The 11,840-nt window shown below is 35.9% G+C and carries 13 protein-coding genes; 8 read left to right on the top strand and 5 right to left on the bottom strand.

Translation table 11 applies throughout. The features are described from left to right. Positions 1-210: 210 nt before the first annotated feature. The 3 genes from FVB32_RS00870 to FVB32_RS00880 are packed head-to-tail and all read right to left on the bottom strand — an operon-like array spanning position 211 to position 1,612. Positions 211-660 carry a Spy/CpxP family protein refolding chaperone gene (locus tag FVB32_RS00870; protein WP_147740703.1) on the bottom strand — a complete coding sequence of 150 codons (450 nt, stop codon included), beginning with the start codon at positions 658-660 and terminating at the stop codon, positions 211-213. Position 661: 1 nt separating this feature from the next. Then, the gene (locus FVB32_RS00875; protein ID WP_147740704.1) at positions 662-982 is read right to left on the bottom strand and encodes a hypothetical protein; all 321 of its coding nucleotides are present in this window, start codon (positions 980-982) and stop codon (positions 662-664) included. Positions 983-1,033: 51 nt separating this feature from the next. After that, on the bottom strand, positions 1,034-1,612 hold the full coding sequence (locus FVB32_RS00880; protein ID WP_147740705.1) for an RNA polymerase sigma factor: 579 nt from the start codon (positions 1,610-1,612) through the stop codon (positions 1,034-1,036). A gap of 127 nt (positions 1,613-1,739) precedes the next feature. Between FVB32_RS00880 and FVB32_RS00885 the strand changes: the two genes are divergently transcribed. From FVB32_RS00885 to FVB32_RS00900, 4 genes are read left to right on the top strand one after another with little or no spacing between them, the layout of a single operon-like run. Then, on the top strand, positions 1,740-2,039 hold the full coding sequence (locus FVB32_RS00885) for an EF-hand domain-containing protein (protein ID WP_147740706.1): 300 nt from the start codon (positions 1,740-1,742) through the stop codon (positions 2,037-2,039). Between the two features lie 20 nt (positions 2,040-2,059). Continuing rightward, entirely contained in the window at positions 2,060-2,827 is a 768-nt protein-coding gene (locus FVB32_RS00890) for a YHYH protein (RefSeq protein WP_147740707.1), read from the top strand. Beyond that, the gene (locus FVB32_RS00895; RefSeq protein ID WP_147740708.1) at positions 2,828-3,442 is read left to right on the top strand and encodes a toxin-antitoxin system YwqK family antitoxin; all 615 of its coding nucleotides are present in this window, start codon (positions 2,828-2,830) and stop codon (positions 3,440-3,442) included. It begins immediately after the preceding gene. Beyond that, positions 3,414-4,115, top strand: a complete 702-nt coding sequence (locus FVB32_RS00900; protein ID WP_147740709.1) for an SCO family protein — start codon at positions 3,414-3,416, stop codon at positions 4,113-4,115. The genes FVB32_RS00895 and FVB32_RS00900 overlap by 29 nt, the downstream gene beginning before the upstream one ends. Before the next feature lie 8 nt (positions 4,116-4,123). Here the strand turns inward: FVB32_RS00900 and FVB32_RS00905 are convergent, their stop codons facing one another. Next, positions 4,124-5,239 carry a LytR/AlgR family response regulator transcription factor gene (locus FVB32_RS00905; RefSeq protein WP_147740710.1) on the bottom strand — a complete coding sequence of 372 codons (1,116 nt, stop codon included), beginning with the start codon at positions 5,237-5,239 and terminating at the stop codon, positions 4,124-4,126. A gap of 196 nt (positions 5,240-5,435) precedes the next feature. On the opposite strand from FVB32_RS00905, the gene FVB32_RS00910 reads away from it, so the two are divergent. The 4 genes from FVB32_RS00910 (at position 5,436) to FVB32_RS00925 (ending at position 9,204) form a co-directional block, all read left to right on the top strand. Next, positions 5,436-6,983 carry a lamin tail domain-containing protein gene (locus tag FVB32_RS00910; protein WP_147740711.1) on the top strand — a complete coding sequence of 516 codons (1,548 nt, stop codon included), beginning with the start codon at positions 5,436-5,438 and terminating at the stop codon, positions 6,981-6,983. Positions 6,984-7,348: 365 nt separating this feature from the next. Beyond that, positions 7,349-7,786 (top strand): OB-fold protein, encoded by a 438-nt coding sequence (locus FVB32_RS00915; RefSeq protein WP_147740712.1) that lies wholly within the window; start codon positions 7,349-7,351, stop codon positions 7,784-7,786. After that, entirely contained in the window at positions 7,779-8,327 is a 549-nt protein-coding gene (locus tag FVB32_RS00920; RefSeq protein WP_147740713.1) for a YceI family protein, read from the top strand. The genes FVB32_RS00915 and FVB32_RS00920 overlap by 8 nt, the downstream gene beginning before the upstream one ends. Further along, positions 8,317-9,204, top strand: coding sequence for a DUF5777 family beta-barrel protein (locus FVB32_RS00925; protein ID WP_147740714.1), 888 nt, complete (start codon positions 8,317-8,319; stop codon positions 9,202-9,204). Before FVB32_RS00920 ends, FVB32_RS00925 begins: the two co-directional genes overlap by 11 nt. A 2-nt stretch (positions 9,205-9,206) precedes the next feature. Here the strand turns inward: FVB32_RS00925 and FVB32_RS00930 are convergent, their stop codons facing one another. Further along, positions 9,207-11,831 (bottom strand): TonB-dependent receptor, encoded by a 2,625-nt coding sequence (locus tag FVB32_RS00930; protein WP_147740715.1) that lies wholly within the window; start codon positions 11,829-11,831, stop codon positions 9,207-9,209. Positions 11,832-11,840 lie beyond the last annotated feature (9 nt).

Below are 11,840 nucleotides of genomic sequence, written 5' to 3' on the forward strand. Positions count from 1 at the left end.
CATTTTTTCATAAAAGAAAACCCAAGCATAATATACTTGGGTTTCTTGACAACCTAAATCCAATCATCAATCAAAAACTATCTTGACTACCTAATACTATATTAGATGTGTCTTTTCTAAAAAACTTGTGGTCCAACAAAAAAGCTTGGAAAAAGATTCCAAGCTTTATAAGCTACGATTAGATCTAAGTGCAATAATTTTGTTTATCTCTTAAGGTCTTCGACCTTTTCCATGACGATGTAATGCTTGGGATATAATCATATCTAGTTTAGCCTTTTGCTGCGGAGTACAAATTTTGCCCACTGCTTTAAAGTGATTAAATACGTTTAGCTCTTTCTCTTTACTTAATTGTGCTATAATAGAGGTAATTGAATCTGCTTGCTCTTCGGTAAACTGCTGATTCCCTATCCCATCAAAGAGATTATCTTTTAGTCTTCTTGTCTGCTCATCAATACTTCTCATTGCACGCATATGCCCATCACTTAATTCTCTAAATTGTTCCATTTGATTTACATCAAAACCCAATTCCTTAACGATAAAATCTCCAGGAGGTCCGGGGGGTCTTCTATCTGGGCCCTGTTGAAATAACATAAAAAGGAGAATCCCATTCATCACCACCAAAAAAAGTAAGAGAAGGCCTAAGAGTAGATTTTTCTTCATATTACTTAGTTAAAATGGAATTATCTTCGTTGTTAGAAAGGCCATAGGCTTGTGCAAATGTCTCTATCTCCTCTATTTGATTGCTATTGTTATAAACATATAGTGCCCCAAAATTTAAAAAAGCAAAAATAACCAACGCCGCAATTTGATATTTGGGTAAAAACCAATCCAATACGTTTGAAACTTCATTTACTTCATTGTCGCTAGACAACCTATTGAGCACTCTATCTTTAAAAAACGGAGGAGTATTCACCGCTTCAATATGAGATACCGTTTCTAGGACCTCATCAATTTTTTGCTGTGTATTTTTTTTACCATCCATGATTTTTAATGTTATATAGTTTAGATGTTTTTTTTTTTTCAACCTTGCGGCTTAGGGCACATTTTTATAATATTCTGTTAAAATCTTCTGCAAATTCTTTTTTGCCCTGAACAATAATGACTCAATTGAGGATACGCTTTTTTCGGTAACCTCGCTCACTTCTTTGTAGCTCATACCATCAACTTTATGCAATGTAAACACCACTTTTTGTGCTTCTGGAAGCTTATTAATCGCGCTGAATAGAAGCTCACTTTTTTCCTTGTTTTCTAGTTGAATCCCAGGGTGATTGAATTCAGTAAAATAAGAAGATTTATCTACGGGCATTTCACCACCTGTAATCGATTGCATAAAACCAAAACGCTTCTTGGTGCTTTTCTTTCTTATAAATTCCAAACTCTTGTTCACAGAAATCCTATATATCCAAGTGGAAAGTTTGGAGTCGCCCTTAAACTTTTTAATAGAATTAAACACCTCAACAAAAACTTCCTGTGCTATATCTTCAGCATCCTCCTTGTTGGGAACAAATGAGAGACAAGTATTAAAGACCTTGCCTTGATAATCATCTAACAATCTACTGTAAGCGGATTGTTTCTGCTCTCTAAGATCCGCTAAAAACTGCTTGTCCTCCAATAAATTATCAAGTTAATCTTAGTGCAATTTAGAAGGATTTTTAAAATCAGAATAGAAAAAAATCATCACTGGGCACAAGTTTTTAAAAACAACAGCATCTAAACTTAAAAAGCATAACAATCATATTATGAAGAATAGCACTTTAAAATTAGCAATCTCCATAGGAATTATTGGAATATTGACTTCTTGCAATTTAAAAGCCCAGCAGCGAGAAAGAAACTCTGATAGAAGAGAACCTCCATCATTTGAAGAACTTTTAGAAAAAATGGATAAAGATGAAGATGGAAAATTATCAAAGGCAGAAGTTAAAGGGCCTTTAAAAAATAATTTCGACAAAGTTGATTTGAACGAAGATGGATATATCAACGAAGAGGAATTTAAAAAAGCTCCTAAACCTAAAAGACAAGGAGGTCCCAATAGAAATTAATAATTAAAAAATATAGTAGTATGAAAACGAATCCTATTTTAAGCTTAACTATACTATTTTCAATAGCAATATTCTCCTGTTCAAACGACGCCGATGGTACATTGACAGATGATGGCACCGGGATTGATACCAATGATACAGCATTAACTGAGTTGCCCGCAGCTTTTGCAGCTTTTAATACCGAAGCAACTGATATCTACTTATCTGATGGAGGTACCACGGTCACAATAGAGACTACCGGTCTACCAAATCACGAAACCGTTTATTGGGGCGAAGGTAATGACGGTTATATAGAAGAACCAGATGTAAGACTTACTCCATCAATTATAAGCAGCAATAATAATGCAACAACAATAACTGTTGATGCCGTTCCAGATATAGATGGCAGTACCGTGCAGACAGAATTAGGAACAATAGGAATAGCCGTTAGTGGTTCTTCCTTGTTCAATGATCAAGAAGGTGGTGGTGCACTAGATCAAGCAGCGGCAAGTTTAGATTGGACCGGAGCACATATAGGTCCGGGTGTATACCACTATCACCTAGAACCAGTTGCTTTCTCAAATGATGATGAAAATTTAGTTGGAGTTTTATTGGACGGTGTATTTATTTATGGACGAAAGTGTAACTCAACAGGTACCTATCCAACAGATTTAGATTCTTCCGGTGGGCATACATCTACTACCCAGTATACAGATGGCGAAGAGGAATACCACTATCATATCATTAACGAGATTTATTCAACAACCGGTTCTTATATTGTATTTGCGGGCCCTTATCAAGGATACTAAATGAAGATAATTCCTAGCATACTTTTACTGTTGTTTGTTAGCTGTATTTTGAGTTGTGAGCATAATTCAGAACCAAAAAAGAATGGTGCCAGCGAAGAAAAGATTATAGCAAATGTTCAAGTTGCGAAGGATAGTCTTGTTCTAAATGGCAACGAGGGTAATTGGTATTACAAGAACCAACTTTTTACTGGTTATGCGGTAAAATATCATATGAATGATTCGCTACAGCAAAAAGTTGGTTTTTATGAGGGTAAAAAAATGGGGGTTGCAAAAGTGTGGTTTCCAAACGGGATTTTAAAAATTGAATCGCATTACAATCAGAACAAACTTGTAGGCAGTTACAAAGCATGGTGGGATAATGGTGTTTTGGCTTCAAAAGCCAACTATGTTGATGGTAAGATACAAGGGATTGAGAAAAAGTGGTATAAGACCGGTGAATTAGCAAAATCAAGGAATTTGGTAGATGGCAAAGAAATAGGTTTGCAGCAGGCATGGTTGAAAAATGGAAAGTTGTATGTAAACTATGAGGCAAAAAATGGAAGAATTTTTGGCATGAGGCGTGCCAATTCATGCTATAAACTAAAAGATGAAGAAGTGGTACTTTCTAAAAATTAGCAGCCTAAACTGTTTCTGTCTTTATTTACTTGTTTGCTTTATAAGTTGTAAAAAGGAAATCAAGAAAGAAAATATAAAGATTGAAGAGACTAGTAGAGTTGAGCACCTACCTTATTTTGGCGATGAGACTTTTACCCCGCATTGGATAACTCCTAGAAGTAATGAAGAAAAGAGGTTTCACAAAATCCCAGATTTTAAATTGACAAATCAGCTGGGTGACACCATCACACAAAAAACATTTGACGAAAAGATTTACGTGGTAGACTTCTTTTTTACAAGTTGTCCTGGCATTTGCCTTAAAATGACCAATAATATGTCTAAAATACAGGATGCCTTTAAAGATGATTCAGAAGTATTAATACTCTCACATTCCGTAACACCAACAATAGATTCCGTATCTGTTTTAAAAGCATATGCCAACAAATATGATGTTATAGATAATAAATGGCATTTAGCAACAGGTGATAAAGTGGAGATATACAATCTTGGCAGGGACCATTATTTTGTGGAAAATGATTTAGGCGAACCAAAGAGTGTTGATGATTTTTTACACACAGAAAACTTTTTATTGATAGATAAAAACAAGCATATTAGAGGCATTTACAATGGATTGAACAGATCATCCATAGCACAGTTAATAATAGATATTAAAGCTTTAAAAAAAGAGTTTTAATTCTTATTCTATAAGTTGAGCCATTGCTTAAACTCTGAGGCTCTGTTCTTGCTGATTATAATATCGACCTCGGAGTTGGGGTCCACTAAAATCTTTAGTTGATTATTTCCATATTTTATAATCTTACCAATTGATGAGATAGCCACTATGAACTGACGATTGGCTCGGTAAAAATGTGATTCATCCAGATTTGAAAATAATTCATCCAAGCTCAAATTAGAGGTAGATCTACTTTCATCAAAACAAACAATATAAGTAATAGTGCTTTCCATAAAAACATATGCTATATCATCCGTAGAAATCGGTTTGAGCTCATTCCTAACATAGGTAAGAATTCTCTTCTTTCCTTTTTCTGCACTTATTTTTTTAGACTCGGGTTTAGTACTTTCAGTTACTTTTTGTTGATAATTGTCCAATGCCCTGTTTAATTTGGCCAAACTAACCACCTCATCTTCCAACTTTTCGTTTTTGACCTCCAATCTTTTTTCATACGAGCTTCCTATAAGTCTTACCATAATTACAGAGCAAAGGATTATAGCAAAACCCATGATTATAAAAATGGTGTAAAACTTGTTGCGTAAATCGTCTATTTGATTGGATATTTTTTTCACATTGGCATGTGCTCCAATAATCCAATCTGAATTTTCTACAGGATATAAGTAAATGATTTCCGAGGCTTTTTCTTCCTCATTAAAGTCTCTTATTCCCCCAAAACTCTTTTTGCTGGTCAATAAATCGTAAAAATCTTCAGGCGTCAAATCACCATCAACTGTAGATACCGAAGATTGATTTGGGCTTACCTGTTGCCCAACTCTTGTAATATCCGGATGACATATTTCCTTTCCAGACCAGTCGAACATACATATAAAACCATTTTCAGTATCTGTATTTTCAATGCTTTCCTGGACGTTTTTAATTACCACGTCTTTATCCAATCCGCTAGCCAATTGAAAGCCAATCAAACTGGCTACCTCTTTTGCTTCTCTTTTACTGGACTCTAGCTGGGTTTCTAAAAACTGATTGGCACTTACTTTAATAAAGGATTTTACGGCAATTCCTGCAATTAAAATAAAAACAGCAGTAATTGCCAAAAAAGTAAAAAAATAAAGTTTGTCCTTTCGCATTGTTCAAAGATTCCGTGCAACTATGGCTAATATAAAAGATAAGTTTTAAAATTTAGAAAACTGGCCGGTCCTTATACATCCCTTTTTTATTCCTTTTTAAACTCTAAAATTCCCTTTCACAAACCTTTTTAGTGATTCACGCAAGGTTTATTAATTGATTTGTGCTGTAATTAACATCTAAAAAAAAGAATCAAAAATGAAAAAGTATTTATTTATTTCCGCATTACTTCTTACAGCATGGAGCTGTTCTGAAGACGATATTAACGATATCCCGGATGACGCCCCTGCACCTCCTCCAGAGGAACCAACAGGTCAAGCATCTGTAGTGTTAAATGAGGTTGCTTATTTAAATGGATCCGTTGAAATTTTCAACAATGGTGATGTGAATGTAGACCTTAGTGATTACTTCTTATGTTTAGGACCTGGAACTTATAGAAGAATAGGCGATTTAGAATTACAGGGCAATGTCGACTTAGCTCCAGATGAGTATTTGGTCATCAATTATAACATGCCCTCTGCGGCGGGTGGATTGGGCCTTTATATCAATAATACTGATTTTACAAGCGCCTCGACTATTGCAGATTTTGTGCAGTGGGGAGATGCAGGAAGTGCACGTGAAAATGTTGCCGCTGCTGCCGGCATATGGACAACAGGTGATTTTATTCCTGTTGTTGGCAGTACCGATAACAGTATAGCTTATGATGGCACTGGAAATGCTGCCTCAGATTGGACAGAAACTACAACGCCCACCTTAGGTTCTGAAAATTCTACAACAGCGCCAGAACCTACTGCCTCCATTGTGTTGAATGAGGTTGGATATTTAAACAACGATATTGAACTCTATAACAACGGAGATATAGCTGTTGATGTAAGTGATTATTTCTTATGCCTTGGTCCTGGCACTTATAGAAAAATAGGTGACCTAACCGTTGTAGGGAATTTGAATTTAGAACCAGGGGATTTCTTAAGCATAGCTTATGACATGCCAAATGCTGAAGGAGGCATTGGTCTTTATGCCAACAATTTAGGTTTTGGCGATGCCGCCAATATTCGCGATTTTGTTCAATGGGGTGCCGCAGACAGTCCAAGGGAAAATGTTGCTGTAGAAGCTGGTATTTGGACCGCTGGGGAATATGTAATGGTAGTTGGAAATGCAGATAACAGCATTGCTTACGATGGACAAGGAAATAGTGCAACAGATTGGTCCGAGACCACAACGACCACTTTTGGGGAATCAAACACTTTTACTGCTCCTGAGATTAGATCAATTGTCATTAACGAAGTGGAATATTTAGTGGATGATCAAATTGAACTGTACAACAACGGCAACCAAACCGTGGACCTATCTACCTACTGGATGTGTTTTGGTCCAGGTCAATATTTTAGAATTGGGGATGTAGCAATGACCACTGTGGTAAGTGGTTCTACAAACTTGGCGCCAGGAGAGTTTCTTGTAATTTCTCCGGCAACCCTGGAAGCACCTGATGATGCTGGTGGTCTTGGTCTTTACGCTAATAACAGCGGCTTTGGAGATGCTGAAAACATTAGAAGCTTTGTACAATGGGGTGCGTCTGGTAATGCTAGAGAATCTGTAGCTGTTGAAGCCGGTATATGGGACGCAGGTGGATTTGTACCTAACGTGGCTTCAGGGTCCAGTATATCTTATGATGGAGAAGGGAAAACATCATCCGATTGGGGCGAAGACGACAGCCCAACACTTGGAGAAGGAAATTCTGCCTTATGATAAATACTTCACCAAATAATTAATATCTAAAAATCAACCCATGAAAAACTTAAAACTAATTGCAACTATAACTGTGAAAGTCCTTATAGTCCTAATCCTTGTAATGAATATAAGTTGTGATGACGATGATGACAGCTCATACGGAGGCCTTATAACGCCCGAGCATTACATTGATTTGGCTACGCTTGATTCCGGGGAAATAGATTGCTATGTCTAAAATCGATTTTCCAGTTTAGTTGTTGACAACCCATAGGAGTTCGGAATTCCCCGAGTATTGCTCCTATGGGTTATTTTTATACTTTGCCCAATAAAACACAACCACTTAAAATAAAAATAGGTTATCATTAATCTAGATACAGTAAGCAATGACTGTAAAAAAGAAAATCTTCATAACGTTTTTAGCATCCTTTTGTTTAGGCCTTGTCTACTATATTCTAGTAAAATTCAATGAAGAACCTAACCAAAACTCCATTACCGCAGAAACGGAGATAAGGATTAATTCAACAGATTTATTAACTTCATTTATATCTGATGAAACACTCGCCAACAAAACTTTTGTCGAAAAAATAATAGAAGTTGAAGGTATCGTCAAAGAGGTTACTTTCTTTAATAATAGATATACTGTATTATTGCAAGGTGGTGAAGAGTATATGTGTATTATGTGCGATATGAAAGAAAATCAAATTGAACAAATAAAAACACTCACCAAAGGAGACACAGTGGTCCTTAAAGGAATATGTAAAGGTTTTTTGATGGACGCTATATTGCTGAACTGTGTATTGTTAAACCAAACCAATGAATAAACTAACCCTATTTGCCATAATTCTTGTTTCGCAGGTTTGTTTTGGACAAAAAGCAAATCGTGTAATCACCAAGCAAGGGCAAATAACTTTTTTTTCATATACTTCTGTTGAAGATATTGAAGCCAGCAACAATCAGGTTTTAAGCATAGTAGACTTATCCAGTAAAGAAGTGGCCATTAGTATGCTGATGCGCACATTTGTTTTCAGGAAAGCACTAATGCAAGAACATTTTAATGAAAGCTATATTGAATCTGACATTTATCCCAAAGCTACATTTGAGGGGGAAATACAGGATTTTGATACAAGTTTACCTCCTTTACAAACCAAATTGGTCAAAGGAAAAATAACAATTCATGGTGTCACCAAAGAAGTTGAGATAAAAACTCAGATTGAGTATGTAAATAATGTCCTGGTTTTATCAGGAAATCTAAATCTGACAGTGGCAGATTTCAAAATCAAAATACCACCAATTGTAGCAGGAAATATTGCAAAAACGATACAAGTAAAATTTAGATTTGAATATCAGCCTTATGAAAACTAAAATTTCCTTTGTTTTTCTTTTTTTGGGTGCAGGAGTACTTAATCTTCTAATAGCACAAGATTTATTGCAATCACTGGACAAAGAGTTTCCGGACAGTAAACAATTTACAGAAGCTACTTTTAAGACCACCCGAATAGCTTTAGGGCATTCCATAGAAACAAGAAAAAAGGGAATAATGGAAATTTCAGCCAATTCAAGGTTTTGGAATATTCCGCAACGCACTCAGGGGTTTTTAGCAGATAGAATCAGTACCAGATTTGGTGTGTCTTATGCTTTTTCAGATAGACTTACTTTTGGTAGTGGCATAACCACATTTGATGGAATTTTTGACACCTATTTTAAATACAAGCTTGTGCAGCAAGTTAGTAACGGCAAAGGCTCTCCTTTTACAATAACGCTTGCACAAAATGCCAGCCTTAGAACAAATCCCAATAGAAGTATTAATGCAAGTACAGGTTTTTCAGATAAATTAGCATTTACTTCACAAGCCTTAATAGCCCGTAAGTTTACTAGAAATTTCTCACTACAGGCATCACCTACTTTCATTTATAGAAATTCTTCAAGAAATATAAGTGATCCAACTAATCATTTTGCCGTGGGTATTGGGGGTAGGTATAAAATAGGTGGTCATTTATCAATATCAACAGAATACTATTATTTGGCCAATCCATTAGAGTCTGTAAATACTTTTGACCCCTTTGCAATAGGTGTAAACTGGGAGTTAACAGATCTAATGCTTCAATTTCATCTTTCCAATGCGCCAAACATTGCAGAAGATGCCTTTATTACGCAAACTCGAAACAATTTTAATACGAGAGATGGCAATCTTTTCTTCGGATTCAATGCTATTTTCATATTACACTTGAAGAAAAAATAATATTAAAAGAAAAACCTTAAAGTAGCATTTGGAGTAAAACCAAGGGATAACTGTTCTATTTGATTTAACTCCTGTGCACTTGTCTCCAAATTTTCATCTACTCGATAAAAAACAGATATTGGAATTTGTCTGCTGTACAAATTTTGAAATGACACTCCAAAAGTGCCTCGAAAATTGCTTGTATTGGAATTTCCAAACTTGTACAATAACGAAGCATCCAATCGGTGGTAATTTGGCAATCTTTCACTATTAATCGCTCCAAAATCAATATCCCCTGTAACGATGCTAAAACTATCAACTGGGGTGAACGGTGTACCTGTTCTATATGTCCATCCCAAAGACAACTCCCAATTTTTCACATCCAAAGTATTGGATATTCTAAAATTATGGGTGACATCATTATTACCAGGAAAAGGATTAGTTTGTAATTCTTCAAAAGTGTACTCTACGTTATTATAGGTATATCCTAACCATACTCTATAATTTGCAATTTTTTTACGGAGCAATACGTCAACACCGAAAATATCGCTTTCACCTTGCGATAATTCTTCAGCGGCGTTGGTAAAGCCATTGGTAAAAGAGGTAAGCCCCTTTATATTCTTTACATAACCATCAATATCAAAAGTCCAACCACCTGAATCGATTAAAAATCCACCAGAAAACTGTGTACTCTCCAAAATGGGTATTTCATTTCCATCCGAAAGTGTCCAAATATTGTTTTCCAGCCGAAGCTGAGTGTCTTCAAATTCAATTAATTGACTTACTGGTTGATACCTTCTTTCCGCAGTACCTTTAATTCGAAAAATAGGGGAAAGGGGATATTCAATGTTAATCCGTGGTTCCAAATAAAGTTTATCCACCAAAGAATAATGAGATCCACGTACGCCCAAACTTACCAGCCCTTTGTTTTGTGGTCTAAAAATATATTCCCCATAGACTGAGCTAGACTGATTGGTATTGTTCCGTTCCACATTAAAATCGCGTGTTTCTGGAGGCAATGGAATTTCATCGTCATCATCAGGGTCAATATCACCATCTCCTGCCTCATCACGAAACAATTCAAAGAACACATCCAAATTAGAATACTGATATCCCAATTTTACCTCATGTTGGGGCAAGAACTCCAAGGCAAGGTTTACATCTAAACCATAGTCTTCAACTGTATTTTTCCTAAAATTTTGCTCTTCTTCTATAAAATTCTCACTTATTACATTATTATACTCGCTATCAAAACTTGAATAGTAGCCTTTTATCGAGTGTCTTAATTTTCCAAATTTGGTGCCATTCCAATTAAAACTTGCTCCTTTGTTCTCGATAATCAATCGATCCTGCGTGATATCTTCATCGTCTCGAGAAGAAAAGTCCAGATCATTATTGGTCAAAAGTCCGCTAATCGAAATGTTATCATTTTTGGAAGGTTGAATGAGCAACTTGGCACTTGTATCATAGAAAAAGAATGTATCTCCCCCTAAAACTTCGCTGAAATCATCATCATCATCTTCAATGACCTGACCTGTAACATCTGTCACTACTTTAGTATTTTGAAATACTTTTTCCGACAAAGCGGTATATGTAGGTGTTTCCAAAATATCTGTATAAGACCTTCTTGCCGATAAAATTAAAGCCACCTGCTTCCCTAGGGCAGCTTTTAAAAATCCATCGGCATGGGTTCCGTTAATGCCTATGCCAGCATTGGTTTTAGTTGGAACATTGGCATCTGTTGTAATATCTATAACTCCAGAAATACGGTCTCCATATTCTGGGCTTGCCCCTCCCTTAAAAACCTTGGCGCTTTCTGTTACATACGGGTTGAATGCAGAGATCATTCCAAAGAAATGTCCTGTATTGTACATTTTAATGCCATCGTAGTAGATTAGATTTTGATCAGGTGATCCACCTCGAATCTGTATTCCAGAAGCAGATTCATCCAAACTGGTAATCCCTGGAATCAATTGAATGCTTTGAAAAACATCTGGTTCCACCAAACCAGGTAAAATACCTTGCTCTGCATTATTCAAGGTAAAAGATCCATCTGAATTTTTATCAATTCCTTTAGTAAGATATGCCAATACCACTACTTCCCGCAATGACTGTGCCTCGGGAAATAAAATGATGTTTTTACAATCATCGACACCATATTCAGAAGCTTTTATTACCTTATCTGAAAACCCCACATATTGAATGAGAATATTCTGATCTTGTTCTATTTCTTGGAGCTGAAAAAAACCATTTTCATCACTTGTAACTCCAACGATTGTGCCAGCAATCAAAATTGTGGCAAATGGCAATGGAGTGCTTGTATCACTATCAAAGAGATACCCACAAATATCCATCTTGGTAGGTGGAACACTTATAATAACTTGATTTTCGGATACTTTTTCAAAGTTTAATCCTGTTTGGTTAGCAAGTTCTGATAATAGTTGAGATTCGTTCAAATTGGAACCTGACAATGTTATGGTCTTATCAACTATTGAAGCTTCCGCATAGGAAAAAGTGAGTGTGGTTTTAGATTCTAAATCCAACAGCACTTCTTTTAATGGAGTGACTGCATACTCAATAGTAACCATCTGTTGAGAAAAAGCTTCTATGGAAATCAATAACAGACATAAGTACAGTAGCTTTTTCATTTGGGTGCT

The sequence above is a fragment of the Flagellimonas hymeniacidonis genome (assembly GCF_008040165.1).
Taxonomy (GTDB): Bacteria; Bacteroidota; Bacteroidia; order Flavobacteriales; family Flavobacteriaceae; genus Flagellimonas; species Flagellimonas hymeniacidonis.

Bases quoted from the DNA above. Each gene is read 5' to 3' on its own strand.
- FVB32_RS00895 (WP_147740708.1), top strand. From the start codon at position 2,828: ATGAAGATAATTCCTAGCATACTTTTACTGTTGTTTGTTAGCTGTATT.
- FVB32_RS00920 (WP_147740713.1), top strand. From the start codon at position 7,779: ATGAATAAACTAACCCTATTTGCCATAATTCTTGTTTCGCAGGTTTGT.
- FVB32_RS00890 (WP_147740707.1), top strand. From the start codon at position 2,060: ATGAAAACGAATCCTATTTTAAGCTTAACTATACTATTTTCAATAGCA.
- FVB32_RS00905 (WP_147740710.1), bottom strand. From the start codon at position 5,239: ATGCGAAAGGACAAACTTTATTTTTTTACTTTTTTGGCAATTACTGCT.
- FVB32_RS00900 (WP_147740709.1), top strand. From the start codon at position 3,414: ATGAAGAAGTGGTACTTTCTAAAAATTAGCAGCCTAAACTGTTTCTGT.
- FVB32_RS00875 (WP_147740704.1), bottom strand. From the start codon at position 982: ATGGATGGTAAAAAAAATACACAGCAAAAAATTGATGAGGTCCTAGAA.
- FVB32_RS00915 (WP_147740712.1), top strand. From the start codon at position 7,349: ATGACTGTAAAAAAGAAAATCTTCATAACGTTTTTAGCATCCTTTTGT.
- FVB32_RS00930 (WP_147740715.1), bottom strand. From the start codon at position 11,831: ATGAAAAAGCTACTGTACTTATGTCTGTTATTGATTTCCATAGAAGCT.
- FVB32_RS00925 (WP_147740714.1), top strand. From the start codon at position 8,317: ATGAAAACTAAAATTTCCTTTGTTTTTCTTTTTTTGGGTGCAGGAGTA.
- FVB32_RS00910 (WP_147740711.1), top strand. From the start codon at position 5,436: ATGAAAAAGTATTTATTTATTTCCGCATTACTTCTTACAGCATGGAGC.
- FVB32_RS00870 (WP_147740703.1), bottom strand. From the start codon at position 660: ATGAAGAAAAATCTACTCTTAGGCCTTCTCTTACTTTTTTTGGTGGTG.
- FVB32_RS00885 (WP_147740706.1), top strand. From the start codon at position 1,740: ATGAAGAATAGCACTTTAAAATTAGCAATCTCCATAGGAATTATTGGA.